This window comes from Aquimarina sp. EL_43, from assembly GCF_943422735.1.
GTDB classification, from domain to species: domain Bacteria; phylum Bacteroidota; class Bacteroidia; order Flavobacteriales; family Flavobacteriaceae; genus Aquimarina; species Aquimarina megaterium.
The window spans coordinates 3,494,403-3,516,025 of record NZ_CALSBR010000001.1 but is presented as its reverse complement, the minus strand read 5'-3'; the positions used below and the strand labels follow the sequence as shown (position 1 = coordinate 3,516,025).

At 30.9% G+C, this 21,623-nt stretch carries 21 protein-coding genes; 15 read left to right on the top strand and 6 right to left on the bottom strand.

From position 1 onward, the window contains the following. The first annotated feature begins 95 nt into the window (after window positions 1-95). The 3 genes from NNL09_RS15060 to NNL09_RS15050 all read left to right on the top strand — a co-directional run bounded on the left by NNL09_RS15060 (window position 96) and on the right by NNL09_RS15050 (window position 2,299). Window positions 96-860, top strand: coding sequence for a DUF2306 domain-containing protein (locus NNL09_RS15060; protein WP_196909717.1), 765 nt, complete (start codon window positions 96-98; stop codon window positions 858-860). Window positions 861-961: 101 nt separating this feature from the next. Then, entirely contained in the window at window positions 962-1,606 is a 645-nt protein-coding gene (locus NNL09_RS15055) for a hypothetical protein (RefSeq protein ID WP_196909716.1), read from the top strand. 36 nt (window positions 1,607-1,642) lie between these two features. Further along, window positions 1,643-2,299: an HAD family hydrolase gene (locus NNL09_RS15050; protein ID WP_196909715.1), complete on the top strand. Its 657-nt coding sequence runs from the start codon at window positions 1,643-1,645 to the stop codon at window positions 2,297-2,299. 233 nt (window positions 2,300-2,532) lie between these two features. Here NNL09_RS15050 and NNL09_RS15045 read toward each other — a convergent pair whose 3' ends face one another. Both NNL09_RS15045 and NNL09_RS15040 read right to left on the bottom strand, forming a co-directional pair. After that, entirely contained in the window at window positions 2,533-3,567 is a 1,035-nt protein-coding gene (locus NNL09_RS15045) for an NmrA family NAD(P)-binding protein (protein WP_196909714.1), read from the bottom strand. Between the two features lie 42 nt (window positions 3,568-3,609). Further along, the gene (locus tag NNL09_RS15040; RefSeq protein ID WP_025666333.1) at window positions 3,610-4,014 is read right to left on the bottom strand and encodes a MarR family winged helix-turn-helix transcriptional regulator; all 405 of its coding nucleotides are present in this window, start codon (window positions 4,012-4,014) and stop codon (window positions 3,610-3,612) included. A gap of 306 nt (window positions 4,015-4,320) precedes the next feature. Here NNL09_RS15040 and NNL09_RS15035 point away from each other — a divergent pair, with 306 nt between their 5' ends. From NNL09_RS15035 to NNL09_RS14995, 9 genes are all read left to right on the top strand, one after another. Further along, window positions 4,321-4,626 carry a hypothetical protein gene (locus NNL09_RS15035; protein WP_025666332.1) on the top strand — a complete coding sequence of 102 codons (306 nt, stop codon included), beginning with the start codon at window positions 4,321-4,323 and terminating at the stop codon, window positions 4,624-4,626. Between the two features lie 394 nt (window positions 4,627-5,020). Continuing rightward, window positions 5,021-5,716 carry an ABC transporter ATP-binding protein gene (locus NNL09_RS15030; protein WP_196909713.1) on the top strand — a complete coding sequence of 232 codons (696 nt, stop codon included), beginning with the start codon at window positions 5,021-5,023 and terminating at the stop codon, window positions 5,714-5,716. A gap of 10 nt (window positions 5,717-5,726) precedes the next feature. Next, entirely contained in the window at window positions 5,727-8,228 is a 2,502-nt protein-coding gene (locus NNL09_RS15025) for a TonB-dependent receptor (RefSeq protein ID WP_196909712.1), read from the top strand. 4 nt (window positions 8,229-8,232) lie between these two features. Further along, window positions 8,233-9,672, top strand: coding sequence for a DUF3526 domain-containing protein (locus tag NNL09_RS15020; RefSeq protein ID WP_196909711.1), 1,440 nt, complete (start codon window positions 8,233-8,235; stop codon window positions 9,670-9,672). A 2-nt stretch (window positions 9,673-9,674) separates the two neighbouring features. Then, entirely contained in the window at window positions 9,675-11,015 is a 1,341-nt protein-coding gene (locus tag NNL09_RS15015) for a DUF3526 domain-containing protein (RefSeq protein WP_196909710.1), read from the top strand. A gap of 251 nt (window positions 11,016-11,266) precedes the next feature. Beyond that, on the top strand, window positions 11,267-11,761 hold the full coding sequence (locus NNL09_RS15010) for an RNA polymerase sigma factor (protein WP_196909709.1): 495 nt from the start codon (window positions 11,267-11,269) through the stop codon (window positions 11,759-11,761). Window position 11,762: 1 nt separating this feature from the next. Then, window positions 11,763-12,452 (top strand): hypothetical protein, encoded by a 690-nt coding sequence (locus NNL09_RS15005; RefSeq protein WP_196909708.1) that lies wholly within the window; start codon window positions 11,763-11,765, stop codon window positions 12,450-12,452. Between the two features lie 462 nt (window positions 12,453-12,914). Next, window positions 12,915-13,619, top strand: a complete 705-nt coding sequence (locus NNL09_RS15000; protein WP_196909707.1) for a DUF4386 domain-containing protein — start codon at window positions 12,915-12,917, stop codon at window positions 13,617-13,619. 37 nt (window positions 13,620-13,656) lie between these two features. Continuing rightward, window positions 13,657-14,232: a Crp/Fnr family transcriptional regulator gene (locus NNL09_RS14995; protein WP_196909706.1), complete on the top strand. Its 576-nt coding sequence runs from the start codon at window positions 13,657-13,659 to the stop codon at window positions 14,230-14,232. A gap of 47 nt (window positions 14,233-14,279) precedes the next feature. On the opposite strand, the gene NNL09_RS14990 is transcribed toward NNL09_RS14995, so the two are convergent. From NNL09_RS14990 to NNL09_RS14975, 4 genes are read right to left on the bottom strand one after another with little or no spacing between them, the layout of a single operon-like run. Next, the gene (locus tag NNL09_RS14990; RefSeq protein WP_051476088.1) at window positions 14,280-14,963 is read right to left on the bottom strand and encodes a LytTR family DNA-binding domain-containing protein; all 684 of its coding nucleotides are present in this window, start codon (window positions 14,961-14,963) and stop codon (window positions 14,280-14,282) included. Continuing rightward, window positions 14,960-15,982: a sensor histidine kinase gene (locus tag NNL09_RS14985; protein ID WP_196909705.1), complete on the bottom strand. Its 1,023-nt coding sequence runs from the start codon at window positions 15,980-15,982 to the stop codon at window positions 14,960-14,962. Before NNL09_RS14985 ends, NNL09_RS14990 begins: the two co-directional genes overlap by 4 nt. Window positions 15,983-16,026: 44 nt before the next feature. Continuing rightward, entirely contained in the window at window positions 16,027-16,731 is a 705-nt protein-coding gene (locus tag NNL09_RS14980; RefSeq protein WP_196909704.1) for a hypothetical protein, read from the bottom strand. 28 nt (window positions 16,732-16,759) lie between these two features. Beyond that, entirely contained in the window at window positions 16,760-19,087 is a 2,328-nt protein-coding gene (locus NNL09_RS14975; protein WP_196909703.1) for an outer membrane beta-barrel family protein, read from the bottom strand. A 378-nt stretch (window positions 19,088-19,465) separates the two neighbouring features. Between NNL09_RS14975 and NNL09_RS14970 the strand changes: the two genes are divergently transcribed. From NNL09_RS14970 to NNL09_RS14960, 3 genes are read left to right on the top strand one after another with little or no spacing between them, the layout of a single operon-like run. Then, on the top strand, window positions 19,466-20,035 hold the full coding sequence (locus NNL09_RS14970) for an RNA polymerase sigma factor (protein ID WP_025666319.1): 570 nt from the start codon (window positions 19,466-19,468) through the stop codon (window positions 20,033-20,035). 29 nt (window positions 20,036-20,064) lie between these two features. After that, window positions 20,065-20,247: a hypothetical protein gene (locus tag NNL09_RS14965; RefSeq protein WP_024768642.1), complete on the top strand. Its 183-nt coding sequence runs from the start codon at window positions 20,065-20,067 to the stop codon at window positions 20,245-20,247. Window positions 20,248-20,268: 21 nt separating this feature from the next. Continuing rightward, window positions 20,269-21,084, top strand: coding sequence for a mechanosensitive ion channel (locus NNL09_RS14960; protein ID WP_025666318.1), 816 nt, complete (start codon window positions 20,269-20,271; stop codon window positions 21,082-21,084). Window positions 21,085-21,623 lie beyond the last annotated feature (539 nt).

Here is a 21,623-nt window from a genome sequence, read left to right as displayed (position 1 = left end):
AATTGAGATTTTTTAAATAGGTAGATATTAGCTTTGTAGTCATACTGCCTATTTGATTAGAAATACTGGTCTTCAAGGTGTTTTAAAGAAAAAGTGTGATTAAAAAAGCGATTTCAGTTTGGTTTTTAACGACATTATTAGGTCAATGGGGATTTATAATTTACCTTTTGTTTTATTATATTTTTCCAGCTATTCAAAAAGGTTTAGTAGCATGGAGTGGAAATCAACTCGTTACAGGCTACGTGGTTAATGACTCTGTAGGGAATTATGCTGTAGCCACTCATATTTTTATTTCTGTACTTATTTTAGGGTTCGGACCACTTCAATTAGTTCCAAAAATACGTAATCAATTTCTTGTTTTTCATCGTTGGGCAGGAAGGATTTATTTATTTGCTGTTGTTATTACAAGTTTTGCTGGATTGTATATGGTTTGGGTACGTGGTAACCCACAAGCTGGTTTAATCGAACATATTGGCACTACATTAGGAGGTGTTTTGATAATTATTTTTTCAATCTTAACATATCATTATATTCGTGTAAATCAAATCATTACCCATTCTCGCTGGGCATTACGTTTATTTATGGTGGCTAGTGGCGTTTGGTATATTAGATTGGGTTATGGTTGGTTTTATTTTTTTGATTTCCCAAATAACTTGGTTAAGACGTTTTCAATATTTATTTCTTATGCAAATTATTTGGTTCCCCTTGTCTTTTTGGAATACTATTTTTTTACTTGCCGTAAAACACAAAAACTGCTCAAATATTCTATTGTATTATTGATTTTTCTTTTCGCAATCTTCACTATGCTTGGGACCATATTCGCTACCAAATACATGTGGTTACCAAAGTTTAATTTTTAAATGAGATATCGTGAAAAACTTTGATAATCTAAAAAAAGTAAATATTGCCCTCACAAATTCGAGAGGTATATCGAATAACAACTAACAAATTTAATTTATAAATGGAAAAAGGATATAAAAATTTAGGAATGCTATTACTTGTATTAGTTCCAATTACAATTATTGGTTTTTTAAAAACATATTTAAGTCAATTTCCAAATTTTGAAAAAGATCCAGGTATAACAATTCATTTTCATTTTATTGTGTCTGCTATATGGATTATTTTATTTATCGTTCAACCAATGCTAATTAAAGCCAAAAAATACTATTATCATCGACTACTAGGCAAATTTTCTTATGTTCTTTTTATATTAATACTAATTTCATTTATACCTATATTTCTTAAACAAATTCAATATAACTACTTACCCTTAACCATACTTACCACATCAGATATTATTTCTGTAATTCTATTTTATGTATTAGCCATTTATTATAAAAAAAAAGTGCAACTTCATATGCGCTATATGATAGTACTAACCTTAGTATTTATTTTTCCTGCAATAGGAAGGATATTCATACATTGGTTAGATTTCTCGTTTATGCAAAATATGAGTACTGGTTTTGCATTGAAAAGTATTTTATTACTAGGTTTGATTGTAAAAGATAAAAGAAATAGTAAGAACTATATACCTTACCTGGTAGCAATCCTATTTTTTACGATCAGGCAGGCAGCAATACTCCTGGCATTCTATAAAATAATTTAATAATCAATCTGCAACTAATAAAAGTTTGTTTTTAGTATGAAGAATAATCCCTTATATCATTACGAAAACATCATTTGGGATTGGAACGGAACTCTTCTAAATGATAGCTGGTTATGCGTTGAAATTGTCAACAAATTACTTTTAAATCATAATAACAGGAAGTTAGATATTGATTCTTATAGAGAAGTATTTGGTTTTCCGATTTCAGATTATTATAAAAAAATTGGTATTGACTTTGAAAAGGAATCTTTTGAGGTGCTCACCTCTAAGTTTATATCTGATTATCTAACCAACGTTCATAAATGCAAACTTCAAAACGGAGCAATGAGCATTTTGAACGAAGTTAACAACAAAAATAGTAAACAATTTATATTAACTGCGGCTCACAAAGAAAGTGTTATCAGCTTGCTTAAACATTACGTAATCGAACAGGTATTCGAACAAGTTGAAGGTTTAGACAATCACAAAGCCGAAAGTAAGATCGATAAAGGTCTTAGTTTAATAGAAAACAATTTAATTGATATAGACAAAACAGTTTTAATAGGGGATACAATCCACGATTTCGACGTTGCAAATCAATTAGGTGTAAATTGTATTCTGATCGCGAATGGACACCAATCAAAATATAGATTAAAAGAAAAAACCAATAACAGTATTCAAATATTTGGTAATTTATCTGAGCTTATAAAATGAAAAATAAAACTAGGAATTAGATCAAAACTCAATACATTTTCTTTACAAACGGAAGGCTTTCTATAATTTTTTCGCTTCTTCTAATGATTCACATTCCATAATAAAAACTACACCAAAACGGTCTTTTCTAGAATAAAAAACTCTTATTTTATCTTCTAAATAAAAACTTTATCGTGTGCTTTAATTCCTCTAATAAATACACCTTTGTTTAAATATTTGATTAACTCGTTATTTTACTCATGTGTTAGTTTCCACTCTTCAGAATCCATACAAAATGAGGTATCTTTAAAATTAGGAAAACCTTGCTCTTTCTCATATTTTTTCATATCCCAGGTTTTTGTAAATACTACTTTGATCATAAATCGTATCGCTTTTAACTTGTTCTTAAAAGTTTGCTTGGCTTCTGGCATGGTCGAAAGATATTTTTGTGCTATCGTTAGAAAATCGTCTGCTTCTTTACCGGTAATATTCTTGACAACACTATTGGGAGCATTAAAACCAAAAGTTCCTTTATGTGCCTCTTCGACGTAATGTGCAACCACTTGCGAGGCATCTCGCTGTGGATAACCGTAAGCTCGTAGTACTTTATACATCATAGCATTAGACATTTTTATAGCTTTTACTTTTCTACCTACTACCATACCAATAATATTTGCCATTTGTTGGGTACTCAATACTTCTTTTCCTGTAACTCTGTAGGTTTTATTTATATGTGCCGAGGGCTCTTTGAGAATGTGTGCTGCGACCAGGCCTATATCTTCATTAGACGGCGGTGCATTTTCTCCAAAGTCTGGTAACATTCCAAATTGAGTAAGCGGAGCTGGTGTCATAAAATACACAAAAGCAAACAAACCAGGATTTAGTACTGTTAATTTTGTATGTTTTAATCTGCCAAATATTTGATCTACTAACCAATGTTCTTTTGTATAGATTGAAGGATGTCTATTTGATGAAGTCCATTGTGTTAAAAGAACTACATGTTCGATTTCTAATTCTTCTAAAACCGTTGCAAATGTGGATCCCTGAAATAATACATTAGGATAAGTAGGCACAAAATATGCACGTCGAATTCCGCTCAAAGCTTTTCTAACGTCTCTTATATCTTCTATGTCTCCAACAAAGATTTCTGCCCCTATTTTTTTAAGTTCTTGAGCTTTCTCACTATTTGGATTTCTTACAAATGCTCTAACTTCGGCACCTAAGTTTAATAATTCTATTGCTGTTGTAAATCCCGTATGGCCATTTGCAGCTGTTATTAATATTTTCATTTTTTTAAATTGTATATACAAGTTAATAATTATAAAAAAAGACTACTTAAATCCTTTTTCAAAAGTCGAGAATGCTTTTACAGATTTTTCTCCTAACATTTCATGTACTTCATCCATGGCATTCTCCCAATTAGGTAATACTTCTTTCACTTTTTTTATTCCTAATTTTGTTAAAGCGATTGATGGGCGGTTTACTGCTCCTGTTTTTATAACATATTTTTGATTCATTAGCCTGACTAAAATTCGAGTTAATGATGAAGTTTCAAAATTTAATATGCCAGCAATTACATGTTGCTCTGATTCTCCCATCTTATACAATGCCAACATTATGCTTAACTGACTTTGTGTAACTCCTTTATTCTTTAAATGCTTACGGTAAATGTTATCTATCCTTCGAGAAAGACCATTTATTCTTGCTCCCAGGCATTGTTCTATTTCGTACTTCATATCTACAAATATATATATTCAAATTGTATATACAAGTTAAATATATTTGATTATGATTTTATTTAACTTCATAGGTCAAATGAATAAATCCTTTATAATAGAGGGACTTCTCTTAAACAACTTAAATGATTAGTACTAAATTAAAGTTATAAATAGTCCTGCCTAGAAACCATCTAAAACTTTATATAGTATACCTTATCAATTTTTAAAGCCACGTTATACCTGTATTGTATTCTTTCTAACCATCCAAACAATTTAGGTTTTTTTAACATTTTATCTGTATATTATTTGGTAGGTTTGTCTGTTATGAAAATTGGGGATTTAAAAAATTACATTACCTATATTTTTATTGTCATTTTCCTTTCTCTGAAAGTGGCAGGCTTGCATGTACTTACTCATAATGATGATGGTATAGAACATTGCGAAGTTTGTGATCTCGTTTCTATAACCAATTTTACTCCGGCTGCTGTTAATGACACTAGCCAAAACTATGTAAGTAGCACTTTTGAGCTCTATACTCAAAAAAATGTAATAAGTCACTACAGCTTCATTTATAGTAGTGATGTACATATTACAAATCTATTTTCGAGACCTCCTCCTTTTTTAGCATAGTTATTTTACTCTATTTTCATTTTTAACGATTAAATTCTTTCTTTTAAGCGATTACTCATCAGGTTTTATACTTGCGAATTTTCTTAAATCAACGAAATGACGCTACCTATAAATGCCAATTCTTATAGCCTTAAAAGATAATTCGGTTTATGTTTTCATAAGCTCTGGCTTTCTTCTGTTGCTCATGTTTTTAGGGTCTAAAACTTAACGATTTTCAATTTTAAGTATTCTAATTAGACTGTAATTGCATATAACCGCAAGGTTATAAACATTTTGATGTAAGGAATAATTATTCTCTTATTCAAAACCTCAGTTTAGTTACTACCACTTAAGATTATACTTCTATTTATTAATACGATCTCTTTTTTAGAGATACAATAATACTTTAAACACAATGCTTAGAGCAAAAAACTTGTCAAAAACCTATAACGGAAAAAAAGCAGTAAACAATGTTTCTTTTCAAGTAGAACAAGGTTCTATATTCTGTCTTCTTGGTCAAAATGGGGCAGGAAAAACTACAACTATTAATCTATTTCTTGGCTTTATAAAACCCGATAGTGGGCAAATCTTAATTGATAATGAAGAAATTCAATCCAATACTACTTCTATAAAGAAAAAAACAGCCTATATCCCAGAGACAGTTCAGCTTTATGGGAATTTATCCGGAATAGAGAATTTAGATTTTTTCAGTCGTTTGGCTGGGTATAAATACCCTCAAGAAAAACTACAGAAATTTTTGACAAAAGCTGGGTTACAGGAAGAAGCACACCTACAACATCTGTCTACTTATTCTAAAGGAATGCGTCAAAAAGTGGGTATTGCGGTTGCAGTTGCCAAAAATGCTGATGTGATTTTTATGGATGAACCAACATCTGGTCTCGATCCTAAAGCATCGGCCGAATTTACTACAACTTGTAAAGAACTCGCTAAAGAAGGTAAAACCATATTCATGGCCACACATGATATATTCAACGCAGTACATGTAGGTACTACCATCGGAATAATGAAAGAAGGTTCCCTTGTTCAACAGATTAAAACAAGTGGTATTGATGCCAACCAGCTAAAAGAACTGTATTTAGAAACCATTTAAAAATTACCCCATGAAAAAAGAGATTTTAATTATTTTATTTGCCATTATTTGTCAGCAAAGTTTTTCTCAAATCAATATTAAAGGCAAAATTATTGACGAAAAACAAAACATTATTCCCGGTGCTACTATTTCTTTTGATATCGAAGAAAAAAAAGAAGGAACTATTTCTAATGAAAACGGAGAATTCAACTTTGTTTTGCAAAAAACAGGAACTTATGAAGTTAAGATAAGTTATGTTGGTTTTTATGTGATCAACAAGACTTATGATTTTCTAGAAAATAAAGAGTATGATCTTGGCACAATAACGCTAAAAGAAGATGTACTACAACTTCAAACCGTAGAAGTAGTAGGGCGTACAAAACGAGATTACAATAGTGACTATTCTTTTTCTGCGACCAAAATGGCTATTGCAAACAAAGAGCTACCACAGGCCATAGCTTCGGTAACCAAAGAGCTAATTGCCGACAGGCAGGCCTTTCACTTAGCAGATGCAGTGAAAGTCGTTAGTGGTGTTAGTCCATCTAGTTTTTATAATCAGTACAACATAAGAGGTATTAGCCAAAATGAAGAGGGGCAGATCATTAACGGAATGCGTACTCGGCAGTTTTATTTCTTACAGCCACTTACCTCGAACATAGAAAGAGTAGAAGTTATAAAAGGGCCTGCCAGCGCAACTTTTGCTAGCGTTGATCCCGGTGGAAGTATTAATATGGTTACCAAAAAACCTTTATCTGTAGATAGAAAAGAAGTGAGTTTAAGTGTAGGTAGTTTTAGTACTATGAGAGGGTCCTTAGATTTCACAGGGCCACTTAACGAGTCAAAAACATTACTATATCGTATCAATGGGGCCTACCAAACGGCACAATCTTACCGTGATTTAATAAGTAATAAATCAATATTATTATCACCATCGTTCAGTTATATTCCCAATGAAAAGACCGCCATCAATGCAGAATTCATTTTCAATAACATGAACGGTAACCTAGATCGTGGTCAACCTATTTTTGGTGCTGTAGCCGGACAAACCAATCTTAACAGCACACCGATAAGTCTTAATTTAGGAGCTTCCAGCGATTTCTTCAAATCTAAGGAAGTAATTATTATGGGGAACCTTTCTCATAAATTTAGTCCTAATATTACTTTTAACACTTCTTATATGAAGCAAACCTGGACCGAAGATTTACAGGAGCATCGTACTACAAATACATTTGCTGTAGATATTGCGAACGAGCCTATTCCCAGTTTGGTCGCTATGCGATTTGTACAACGAAAGCAGTTTTGGAGCATTGATAATGTGAACAGTTATTTCAATTTTGATTTCAAAACGGGGTCGATAGATCACAAATTATTGGTTGGGTATGACTTGCACTACTGGAAAAAACTTAAAGGAGGTGGTCAAAACTCAGCACGAGGGTATTTATTAAATGATGGTAGTGTCACCAGGTCTTTTGATCCAGCAAATGCATCAGATTATCAAACCATTACTATTGGGGGGAGTACATTGCCCAAACCCAATGTTAATCATTTTGATTTAGCAAACCCATCATACACGATACAAAACATTCAGGATTATACCATCAATTCGCGTATTGCAGTTCCTTCTGCATTGACCATGAGTAATGCTGTATACATCCAGGAGCAGTTAAAATGGAACAAATTCTCTCTATTATTGAGTTTAAGAAATGAGTGGTTCGAAGATATAACTCATTATAAAACAGCTAATGAATCTTCTTTTACAAACCAAAGACTTCTTCCCAGAATAGGTATTACTTATGCCGTAAATGATAACATTAACGTATATGGTACTTATCTAGAAGGTTTCCAACCGCAATCTAACACTGTTACCTTACTGCCAAGTACAGGTCAGTTTTTTTGGGCCGATGAATCGGCTTCAAGGTTCAAACCTTTGACTTCTGATTTAAAAGAAATAGGGATGAAAGCTGATTTGTTTAATAAAAAGATAACGATGAACATGGCTATCTACGAAATTAATCAGAAAAACATTTTAATGAGCGCCAATGACCCTACGCAGCCTGATTTATTGGTGCAACGTGGAGCCGATCGTAGTAGAGGATTTGAATGGGATATGGCAGGATACTTACTACCTAATTGGCAAATAAATGCTTCTTACAGTTATATCGATGCAATTATCGTAACTGATGCCGATGTCACTTTGGAGGGTGCCAGAAAAGAAAACGTACCAAAACATAGCGCAAATCTATGGACACGTTACAACTTCGACAATGGGTCTATACTAAGAGATTTGGGTATTGGCTTTGGCGTACAACATCAAGGAAGTAAAGTACCCTGGTTTACACGTGATTTTGAAGTACCAGCTTCTACTATTTTTGATGCAGCACTGTATTATACTCCTACGAAAAGTAATCTACAGGTAGCTGTAAATGTGGGGAATTTATTTGATGAAACATATTGGTTGGGTGCACAAACATATACGCGTTTGTTTCCTGGAGCTCCTAGAAATATAACGCTTACAACAACTTATAAATTCTAAACCTATGAGAAGGTCAGTAATCATATTATTCGCCAAACAATTATGGCAAACCACCTTTAGATCCAAAATATTGCATATTACTATGGTTTTGGTGACTGTTTTAATTGCATTTGCTGCCTATAGTGGATGGGATAATTACAATACTCAAAACCGTATTCGTAGTTTTTATCAGGAAGAAGCCAGGCATAGCTGGGAGAGTAACCCAGATAAGCACCCACATCGCATGGCACACTATGGTTCTTTTGCTTTTCGCCTAAAACACAAACTAAGCCTGTTTGATTTTGGAATGGAAAATTATACGGGGAATGCCGTTTTTTTAGAAGCTCATAAACAAAATACCATAAATTTCTCAGAAGCAAGCCTTTCTACAGGCTTGCTTCGTTTTGGAGAAGTAAGTATGGCTATGTTGCTAAAAATCATTTTTCCATTGCTTATTTTCTATTTAGGATATGGAGCTTTAGCTGGTGAAAGAGAAAATAACACCTTAAAAATAATGATCAATCAAGGAGCAACCTGGTCAGAAATATTTTTTGGTAAATCTCTTGGTTTAATGAGTCTAGCTATGTTTTTCTTTATTCCCGTAATTATAATTACTCTGTTATTCATGTTTTTGGCAGAAAGTAATCCGATTACATCTTCTGAATTGCTAAGCTATTTTATATTGATATTGAGTTATGTACTGTTTTTTGGTACTATTAGTAGCATTACCATTCTAATTTCTGCGATGAGTAAAACTGCTAAAGATTCTTTGATAAAACTCTTAGGAATCTGGCTCTTCTTTATCATCATACTTCCTAAAACACTTCAGGCTTTTGGACATTACCTTTATCCTACTCCATCAAAAATAGAATTCGAATCTATTGTAGAAAATGATTTGATAAAAGAAGGCGATAGTCACAATCCAGATGATATTCATTATAAAGCTATTAAAGATTCTGTACTCCTGGCAAATAATGTTGAATCTGTAGACCAATTACCTTTTAACTACGGAGGTTTTATTATGAGTCAAAGTGAAAAAATCAGTGCTTCAATTTACAATCAGCATTTAAATGATTTATTGACTACATATAAAAGACAAAACGCCATCGAAAGGTTCTCTGCTATACTCAACCCATATACTGCAATAAAACATATTTCTATGGCTTTTTCGGGAACTGATTTCGCTTCCTATATTAATTTTCAGCATCAGGCAGAACGCTATCGTTATCAACTTGCGCAAGAAATGAATTCACTACAAATGAAATTCATTCCAAACAAAAAAACAGATACCCCTAGTATTATAGACAAGAGTCATTGGGAAGCATTTCCTGATTTCGAATATGATCATTTACCTGTATTATCTATTCTAAAAAACGAGGCGCTATCTATTTTCTCTTTACTACTTTGGAGTATTCTTTCTGTTATAATCATAAAAAAAATATCTAAAAAAACAAAAGTCTTATAACTATGTATTCCATATTATTTAAATCTTTTATTAGAACCAAAATAGCAGCTATTTCTCTTGTACTTCTTCTGGGAGTAGGTATAATAAGTGTTTTTATTGGAAAACAGTTTAATATAAAGCAAGAAAAAGCAATTATTGAAGCCGAGTCGTTTCAAGAAGAGAGTATCAAACGAAATGTAAAATATCATAATGATGACTTGGGTCTGTTACTTTATTATTTACGTTTTTCTCTAGTTAAGAAATCAAATAGTTTAACAGGGCTTTCTATTGGTCAACGAGATGTAAATCCTTCGATATTAGCAGTAACTATACGTGGTCTTGAAGGGCAAAAATATGATACCGATTTTGAGAATCCATCTCTGCTACTATCGGGTAATTTAGATCTTGGATTTGTAATCATCTACTTGTTTCCGTTGGTGCTCATCACGCTAACATTCAATTTGTTTTCTGAAGAAAAAGAAGGAAAAACCTGGCGATTAATAGCCACTCAAACCTCCTCTCCTCTCAGCTTTTTATTTAAAAAGCTATCTATAAGAGTATTTTTTCTATATATGGTATTAGCTATACTTTTTTTATTGGCTATTCTTATTTTACAACTGCCAATTAATGAAGCTCTTCTGGCTTTTATAACTGTGAGTGTTTTGTATTTGGCTTTTTGGACTTCTTTATGTTTTATCATTATTTCTTTTCGAAAAAATTCGAGTTTTAATGCATTAACATTACTTTCTTTATGGATCGTACTAACCATATTACTTCCTGCTTCGGTAAACAATTTTGTCGTTAATACATATCCTGTACCAGAAACATTAAAAACTATGGTAGAACAGCGAGATGGATATCATAAAAAATGGGATATGGCAAAAGAGGTTACTATGGACAAATTTTTTGCTCATTATCCACAATATAAAAGATATCCTGTTCCTAAAGATAAATTTAGCTGGCTCTGGTATTATGGAATGCAACAAATGGGTGATGATGAATCTCTAGAATCCAGTAAAACAATGAAGAAAAAAATAAAACTGCGAGAAAAAGTAAGTGAGGCAATATCTTTGGCAATACCTACTATGCATGCTCAATTAACCTTTAATCAAATTGCGCAATCTGACCTAAATAATCATCTACTCTTTTTAGATCATCTAGATAAGTATCATGAAGAATTAAGGCTGTATTTCTATCCCAAAATATTCGAAAATTATCCAGTTAGAAATGAAAATTGGAAGGAATTTAAACCAAAATATGCATCTATTGCACATACTATTAATTGGACCAATTCTATACTTCCGTTAGTATTAATCACAATAATTATTTCATTAATCAGCTTTTTTAATTTGAGAAAGATCTAATATACATAGAGGAATTGTACATATAAAGACTCTATACTATTAATCAATTTCCCTTCGGGCAAAGAGGTTTGATCACAAATGTGATCAAACCTCTTTATTTATTGTATTTTCTAAAAACTTAGATAAGTAGCCAATACCTTACTTATCTTAGTGTATATAAATACCTAATAACCATATTAATTAGCATAAAAAATAGATCACCTGTGATTTTTCATGATTCTAAACGAATAATAGAGTAAACAACAATTAATATGCTTTTGAATGAAGAAACATTTACTAAAATCTTAAGAAGCAATAAAGGCATTCTTTATAAAGTTGCAAATTCATATTGTAAAAATACCAATGACAGAGAAGATCTTATTCAGGAAATAATCATACAATTATGGAAAGCATGGCCAAAATATGATGATACCTATAAAGTATCAACCTGGATGTATCGAATAGCCTTAAATGTAGCAATTTCATTTTATCGTAAATCCAATTACCAAAGAAATAAATATGACACGTTTAATGAAAATTTGGTTTCTACAGTGCATAAAGAAAATTCTGATAGCACAGAAAACATAGAACAACTCTACCATTTTATTGCTCAGTTAAGCGAGTTAAACAAAGCACTAATTCTTCTTTATTTAGAAAAATATAGTTATGAAGAAATAGGTACAACCTTGGGTATATCTACTACTAATGTTGCTACCAAAATATCAAGGATAAAAAAACAATTAAAAGAAAAATTTAATAACAACTAAAATGAATTTAGATAACATACAAGAAGAATGGGGCAATCATTATAACACGTCAATTGAAGGTGAAAATTTAGTGATTCAATTATTTAAAGAATCTAAGTATAAAAAAATTGATTCTAATGTAAAACGAATGAAAACACAAAGTGTTTTGTATATGATTTTCAATTTATTAGTCATCATTTACACCTGGATGGTTTTGGTAATGAACTTTAAAACTATTGGTATTTCTATTCCGGCTGTACTATTAATACTACTATCCAAGGTGGTATTTTATAAAAATGTAGCACAACTGAATTTGATGTCTAAAATTAAGTATGCAGAACCTATTGTAAAGCTTCAAAAAATTATCGAACACCTTAAGTTAAAAAGACTAAAACACAATCAGTTTATTTTTATTCTCTCTAATCTATATTTTTGGTTATTAATGATTGTCTTTTTTTCTATGAATCCATTAGTTTTAATCCCAGAAATCTGGAAAAAAGCGGCTATTGTCATCATTATACATGTTGGGTTTTCTATACTATGGTTTCCATTATCTTTTTGGATCTTAAGTAAATATGGTGCTCTAGCGCAAAGCTCTACTTTTTGGACTCGATTAGGTAAAAACTCTTTACTTACGGACGAATCTGCAAATTCTTCTTTAAATAGAATATCCTCTTTTTTAGTTGAAATAAAGAATTTTGAAAAGCAATAACCGCCGAATTTATAAAGCATCATAGTTTTGTTAGTTAGTCCAAGGTAAAACAACCATAAAATGAATCTATTTATAAAATAGTTCCCTTTTCTATAGGTAAAACATCATAAGATAGATTAATAAGAAATACATATATAAATGATTTCTTGCCTTTTGTCAAGAAGAATGAACTCAAAACAAAATAAGTTTGAAATTGGTCACTAATCCAAAATCAATAGTTGAAAAATATATGTCGATAAATCTATTATTAGATCAGAAATCTTGAAGAAAATCACCAAACTATCGATTCTAATATTTGCAATAATGGTTCTCTGCCCTTTTCTCATGCAAATTGCAATAGAGAAAGGCAACTATTCATTAATATCATACGTCTATACTAGTAGTACCTTTCTTAGCATAGGAATTTCATTGAATTCGAAGCCAAACAAAAAAAACTATAGTGATAAACTTAAAAGATAGAAAATGAGTATCGAGAAAAAAAATGCAAGAATTGCTGGATTATTATATATAATTTCAACATTTCCTATGGCGTTTACAGAGTTGTATGTTCGTTCTAAACTTATTGTCTGGGGAGACGCAGCTGCCACAGCCAATAACATCATTAATTCTAAATCGTTATACAGTATAGGTTTTGTATGTGATGTAGTGGGTTCTACTCTGTTTTTACTGGTGCCTTTGGCCCTGTACAAATTATTAAAACATGTTAATAAAGAGTATGCAACACTTATGGTAATACTGGCATTAATTAGTGTACCAATGATGGCCATAAACATGATTAATCATGCAACTGTCTTAGAATTATTAAGGGATGTCGATTATCTTAATGCTTTTAAACCCGATCAATTGCATGCACTTATGATGATTTCTCTAGATGCTCATGGTACTGGTTATCTTATTGCTCAGATATTTTTTGGGTTATGGTTACTCCCTCTTGGGCTATTAGTATATAAATCAAAAGTTATTCCCAGAATTCTGGGTATCTTGTTAGTAGCTGCGTCGGTATGCTACCTCATACAATTTGTTACGATATTTATTTTCCCAAACTATGGTTCTATTATTAACCCAATCGTAAATACAGTTGTAGGTATAGCAGAATTGGGACTCATGTTTTGGCTAGTTATAATAGGAGTTAAGAATAGAAAAGTTAATCTACACGATTTAAACTAAAGTAAGTATTAATTTTAATCATAAATGATTTTATAACATGAACAGTTTAGTAGCATTTATACAGCACATCATTCCCGCTACCGAAGTAGAGGCTATAGATATAGCCCGATCTTTTGAATATAAAGAATTAAAAAAAGGAGATTTTATTGTGCAAGAAGGTAAAATTAGTAATGATTACTACTTTTTTGAAAAAGGGCTATTACGGACATATCTATATGATATCGAAGGTAACGAGGTTACTACCGATTTTTACACCTCTAATTCTATTGTTTTTGAGGTTACCTCCTTTTTTCAAAGAGTGCCTTCGCAAGTAAATATACAAGCAGTTACCGATTGTCGAGGATATCGATTTTCATACCAACAATTAAACTCTCTTTTTCATAACAAACCTGCATTTAGAGATTTTGGAAGAGCTATCCTGGTTAAAGAATTTATTGCTTCAAAAAAAAGAACCATCTCGATGATAAATCAAACAGCAGAACAACGTTACAAGGCTCTTTTACAATCAAATTCAGAAATTATTATGAATGCTCCCTTAAAACATATTGCATCCTATTTAGGAATAACAGATAGTACTTTAAGTCGTATTAGAAAAGATGTTGTTAAAAAATGAATATTAAATCCTGAAGCTTCTAACTTTTAAAAATGGTAATATTAGTATTACTTTATGTATTTCATCTTTTTTAAGAATTCTTCTTTATATGTTTTTCCGATAGGGATTTTTTCATCTGCGATATACACCAAATTCCCCGACACTTTTTCTATTTTCTCAAAATTTACAATATAAGAACGATGAGTTCTTACAAAATTATGGTCGTACAGTTTTTTTTCCCAATTATGTAAACTGTCTAACAGTAAAATAGATTTTTCTTGAGTAACCACTTTTACATAATCTACTTCGGCTTTTAAATATAAAATGTCGCTAATAATAATTTTATAAATGGTTTTATCTGCATATAAAAAAAGCTGTTTTTCGGTTTCGTTATTTGTAATCTGTATTTGATTTCTAGCCCTGGTAATTGCTTTAAAAAAACGTTCATAAGAAAATGGTTTTACCAGATAATCTAATACATTTTCTTCAAAAGCATCTACCGCGTAATCAGGATAAGCAGTAGTTACAATTACTTTGGGAGGGTTGATAAGTGTTTTTAAGAATGACAATCCATTTAACTCGGGCAGCTGAATATCTAAAAACATAAAATCTACCTTTTTTAATTCTTCAAACTTAATATCCAATCCACTTTCATATATTCCTAAACAGTTCACAAATGGAGTTCTATCAATGTAGTTTTGCAACACTTCTTGCGCACCGTGTTCGTCTTCTATAATCAAACAATTTATCATAATGAGATGGTGAGTATTACTTTAAATACATTATTTTCTTTTTTAATCTGTAATTGATATCGGTCTGGATATAATAATTGTAATCTTCTTTTAGTGTTTTTTATGCCAATACCGCTTTCTTGCCAATTTGCATCAATCTCTGGCTTTTTATTATCATTATATGGATTTTCGCAATAAAAAGAGAATTGATCTCTTTTTAATACTGCTCTAATTCGTATCTGATGGTTTTTACCTTTTAAGATACTGGTATATTTAAATGCATTTTCTACAAAAGGAATTAATAGTAAAGGAGCTATTTCCTTTTTCGGGTTATCAATATCTTCAAAAAAATCAGCTTGTATTTTGGTAGATAATCGTTCCTCTTGTAAACTAATATAATCTTTCACATGAGTGATCTCATGAGATAAGGTTACTTTTTCTTTTTGGCCTTCATGTAATACATATCTAAAACTGCTGGATAGTTTTAAAATCAAATCCGGAGTTTTTTCATCTTTTTTTAAAGCATTTGCATAAATATTATTTAGTGTATTAAATAAGAAGTGTGGATTTATTTGCGCTTTTAATGCGCTGAGTTCTGCTTGTTGTTTTTCTTGTTTTGTAGTATCTAATTCAAGCTGTTTAGCATATAATTTTTTAATAGAATGCAAAGCAAAAAAAGCCAAACTAAAAGAGAAATATGTCACGAAGCTAGAAACTACATATTTCCAACGATGATCTTGATGATCTTTATGGTCTGCTCCCATATGAAAAAAATTATCTGCATAATAGTGGATTAAAGCGTTGCTACTAAAAACAAACAATACCCAAAAAACATACTTCTTCTTATTTTTTAAAGGAAAGAACCATAGATACATGATATATGTTGGTATCATATTAAATACCAATGCAACCAACTCATGCATAAAACTCATAGGGTATCCTCCTTCTCTTCCCAGATACTTTATATATGGAAAAAAAAGTACCATTCCCCAAAAAAGCAGATGCAATAGAGGTTCTGCTTTTTTTAGTTTTGAATACATAGCGTTATTATTCACATGTTCTTTTGTTAAACCTTACTAAGGTATTACTTTTCTTTATGATAAATCGTCAAATCTTTTATAGATGCCTTTGCAAGAATGGTTTCTTCTTGAGTAGAAGCACCACTTATTCTGAAAAGGATATGCCCTCCCAGAAGTGGGTTATAATCTGTACGTTCGAAAATAATACTATCATTAAGAGAAAACCACACTTTATTTTCCTTTTTACCAATTTCTACACTAACCCATTGGTTGTGATTCATTACATTTTCTTGTTTCCGAAGATGAAAATCTCGCTCTAAGGAAGAAACATTTTTGTAAAAGAATGGAGTATAACCGTGAGACTTATTATTAAACGTTACATTATAATGATTCATTTTTCTTCGCCATTCCCAAATATCTTCGGCGGCAGCATTCTTTTCGGGTAAGGTTAACTGTATAGTTTCTTTGGTATCAGAAGCAGAAAATAATACAATTAATACCGATGCTTTTGACAACGCCTTTATTTTATATTGTATTACCATATCTCCCTGATAACTTTTAGGACTTACCAAAAAGAAACCATCAGAGCTATCAATTTCTTCGAAAACAAATTCATGATCCTTAATCGAGGTTTTACCTTTCCCTATTGTTTTCCATTTTGAAAGTTCTTGAGAAGAGATTCCCTCTTCAACAAAATCATTTGGTTCGCAACCAGTTATCATTAAAATAAAAATCAATATCACTGTTGACAAAAAAGAATTTATCTGCATTACGTATAGTTTTATTTGTTTTACTTTTTTAATTGCTAGAATGATTATGTCTATATTCTCGCTCTTTTCTATTTCTTGCTCTATCCTCGCTTTTAAAGAGTGTATATTTTAGACTAAATAGAAATCCTAATGTTTGTGATTGAAACTTCCAAACGGTACGTTGGCTAAACTCGGGGGTACGTGTATTTCGTTTCATCAAATTATTATCTAATACATCTATCACTCTTAAGTTGGCTGTTAATTTATTATTTAAAAATTTTGCTCTTACTGCCCAATCAACTCTATGCCTTGGTTCTATATAATTAAAAGCATTTTGCCTCTTGGGTGTATGCCGATATGTTATATCTGTACTCACTTTTTTAGTGATTTTAAACGTATTCTTTAATTGTAGATTAGACGAGTATAATTCATCCCAGGTAACCAGATTGTTCTGATCTGTCATTGTGTAATAATAATTTCCTGTAAGCACCGTATTCCAATACTTTGCAAACCTGTATTTTAAAGTTGTTTCGATACCTAAGGAATGATTTATCCCAATATTTTGAAATGAGATCACTTGTACATTATTATCTTCTATAGTATTCACCCAAAGAATAACATCTTTTCTGTAACGATAAAATGTAGCTACAGACCAATTCAATTTTCTCTTATTATTTTGGTAGTTAAGTTCAATATTATCGCTCGATTCTGGTTTTAACCCTGGGTTACCATCAAATCTAAAAAAAGGATTTCCTAGCTGAAATGGGTTAATATGATGTAAGTTAGGTCTAGAAATTCGTTTACTATACCCCAACCCCAGCGTATTATCTTCACTAAAGGTATAGGTTACATGTATTGATGGAAAAAGATTAGAAAAATGTAGATTTGTTGTCGACAAATTTAATGTATTTTGAGATTTCGACGAGAAATATTCATACCGCAACCCAACTTGCCAATCCAGCTTTTGAATCCTAAATTTTGTAAGTCCATAGATACCTAACAGTTCTTCTTCATAATCAAATGTATCTAATGTAGATACTGTGTTATTTGATCTAAAAAGCTGTTGGTTTTTTGTATCACTCTTATTCCAGGATGCTCCTGTTTCTATTGTAATCTTTTCTGAAACAGGTAATGCATAGTCTAATGATATCGCATGGATCGTATTATCTTCTTCTATTATTTGATCAAACAAAAAAATATTGTCTTCAAAATCAGTTGATGGATAATCATTTTTATTATCATTAAGATTATAGTCAATCTCTAAAAAATGTCCTTCTTTATTAAATCCTCTACGGTAATTAGCATTAAAAACAGAAGTAAAATGCGAATGTGCTGAGTTACGGGTATATAAAAAATCATCACGATTAGTCACATTAAAATATTGAGAATTATTGTAAAAACTGTGATAATCATCGGTATAATCAAATCCCAGAGAGAATTCATTATGTTCATCTACAAAAAAATCTAACCCGATTATTCCTCTTTTTATTTTTCCATTAAAATCGTGAGGAGTAAAAATACCTTGAGTATCACCATTTATAAAAGATCGATTAATGGTTTGTTTGCTATCCATTTCTCTTCCAGATTGGGAGGCGTTAAATCTTAAGTTCATAAATGAGAGATTATAGTTTCCATCAATACCATAACTATATCGTTTTGTTCCTAGGGCACTATTAAGATTAAGGTTAAATCCTCTATTTATATTTCTTTTCAAGATTACATTAATAACCCCTGATAATCCATCTGCCTGATATTTTGCCGATGGAGAAGTAATAATTTCTACAGTTTTTATAGAAGATGATGGGATTTGCTCTAATAACTCTATTGCGTCTAAGGAAGAAGGCTTCCCATTGATTAACAATTTCACGTTATCACTACCTCTTAATGAAATATTACCAGTTCCTAAATCAGTTTGTATATCTGTTATTTGATCAAAAGCTTCGAGAGCTGTGGTGCCAGATTGTTGAATATCTGCTCCTATATCGATAATTTTTCTATCAATTTTAAGCTGTGTGGTAGTTCGATCAGCCTCGATAACAATTTCGTCTAGAGTGCTTGCCATCGATTGTAATCTAATTGAAATGTTGGTTGGATCACCAACTTCAGAAAATTGCACCAAGGCAGTCTGGTAACCAATAAAACTAATTTCAAAATATGTAAATATTTTGTCTGTCTCTAGTAGAAATTGCCCCTCATCATTAGTCGAAATACCATCCACTAATTCTCCTTTATTGTTATAAACCGCTACTGTAGCATAAGGAATAATCTCTTGAGTTGATTGATCTTTTACCGTTCCTTTCAACATTTTTATTTCCTGACCACTCATGATTGAGAATCCTATAAAAAAAAATAGTATAAAATTTACTGTTCGTATCATTCTTTCGATTTTGATAGTTCAAAAGTGATACGCCTATCTTTTTTAGAAAATTTTAATCTGTGAAAGTTCTCAGTTCATCTGTTAACTGCTTAAAAACTAGTTTTAAAAAACAAGAAATCTTTATCAATCATACTATTACTTTTATTTTTTTGCTTAAATTAAGGTTTCAAAAATATTTTTTTGAACTCTTTTAAACCTTCACTCATACCCTAAAGATTTGTGTTTTGGATATTTTAATACCATAATACATCACTTTAAAGCAAATCATAACAGGAGTACAGCAATTACTTTGAAATAAAGAAATAAAATTAAAAGTGACTTTTTTAGATATACTGTGTCTAAACTATTTAGAGGGATTATATGTAATAAAAATACAGGTTGAAGAAGACAGAACTGGATGAAAATTTGGAGGATAAAGAGCTTGTTTACAAAATAGCCAAAAGTAAGGATACTAAGCTATATGCAATTCTTTATGACAGATATGCAAAAACTATATATAACAAATGCTTGAGTTTTGTAAAATCTAATGAAGAGGCGCAAGATTTAACACACGATATTTTTGTGCTTTTATTCGCCAAGCTAAAAACATTTAAAGGAAATTCTAAATTTTCTACCTGGTTGTACTCATTCACCTATAATTTCTGTGTGAATTATGTACAAAGGGTTCAAAAAAAGAAAAAAGAGAAAATCATATCAATTGATAATATTATCGTTGAGTACCCGTCTGAAGAGATAGATGATGAAGATATGATGAAACTAAAATCCAAAAAGCTAGCAATGGCATTAAAAAAAATTGAACCCGATGATAAAATCATTTTAATGATGAAATATCAGGATGATCTATCTATAAAAGAAATCGAAAAAGCCCTAAATATTGGCAGTAGTGCTGTAAAAATGAGACTAAGCCGAGCTAAATCTAGATTAGTGAGCTCGTATAAAACTTTATAACATCTTTTAAACCTAATACCCCAGGAAAAATGAAAAATCCATTTAAAAAAATTATTCAAAATGAAGAATTACCTGCTTCTATTAAGGAAAAGGTACTCGATGATGTTGAAATAGTAAAATTATCACTAGATCTGGCCGATTTATTTGCTATAAAATATCCAAATTCTCTTGAAGAACTTTTTAAAATAGTAAGTCGTTCTAACAAAAATTAAGGTTTAACCTCTAAAAATCGTATGGAAAAATTTCTAAATTTTAAATTGATTGAAAATATATTTAATGAACTGTATGAAATTATACCTAATATAATTGGTGCAATTTTGTTCATTTTAGTCGGGTGGCTAATTGTAAAACTCATTCTTTTTATCATAAAAAAATCCTTGAAACTAACCAAAATTGATACTTTGGCATCAAAGGTTAGTGATAATGGGACTCTTTTTAATTCTACAACCAAAATCGAACCTACCAAAATAATTCTAGCTTTTGTTAAGTGGTTTCTAATTCTTGTATTGGTGATCGTTGGTGCCGATATGTTTGGTTTAAATATGGTTTCAAATGGTGCAGGAAGATTAATCGATTATTTACCCAAAATATTCAGTTCGATTGTAATTTTAGGATTAGGATTATACCTGGCATCTTTAGTAAGAAAATCTGTTTATGCCTTGCTAAGATCTTTGGACCTTAACGGATCTAAACTAATAAGTTCTATACTCTTTTTTAGTATCGTAGCCATTGTGGCTATTACTGCTTTAAATCAAGCAGGTATCGATACTAGTATTATAACAAATAACCTTTCTCTTATTCTTGGGGCCTTTTTAGCCACTTTTGTACTTGCTTTAGGTTTGGGTTCTAGAGATATTGTATATAGATTATTACTAGGTTTTTACTCTAAAAAGAATTTTGAAGTAGGTCAAAAAATTAGAATCGAAGATGATGAAGGAGTTATTATTTCTATCGACAATATTTGCATAACAGTAGAAAGGAATGACAATAACAGAGTAGTCTACCCTATTAAACTTATAGCAAATAAAAAAGTTGAAATTATTAGTTAAACACTTCATCAAACATATCAGTTATCAGGAACAGATACATTGTTATGTAGTATAAACAATAAACGTTTACATGAGTAGTACACAAAAAATTTCAACATCAAAATATTTATCATATCCTTTTTATAAAAAATATTCATAAAAAAAGAGACTTAAAAGTGACTTTTTATATTCTTATGTGTCAAAACTATATAACGGGTAAAATAGAAGTTTTATACTTCTTATAAAAAGAGAGAGAGATGATTGTATTGATTACTATTCAGATCTTAATACTAATAGTTCTAATTATACTAATAGTTCGTAATTGGTTTGAATACATGAAGGATAAGAGACAACTACATAAGATTAATGAAGAAAAAGGAAAAATTTAGGGGGTCCAAAAGTTACATAATGTATGTTTTTTTTGGATGATTACGTTTTTTATAGCAGGTCAGTTGATAAGGGGACCATATAAATCAACTGGCCTCTATAAAGAATGAATATTTTCACCCCACAGTACAGCTGTATATTTTCTTCGATGTAAGGATTACTACATTTTGATC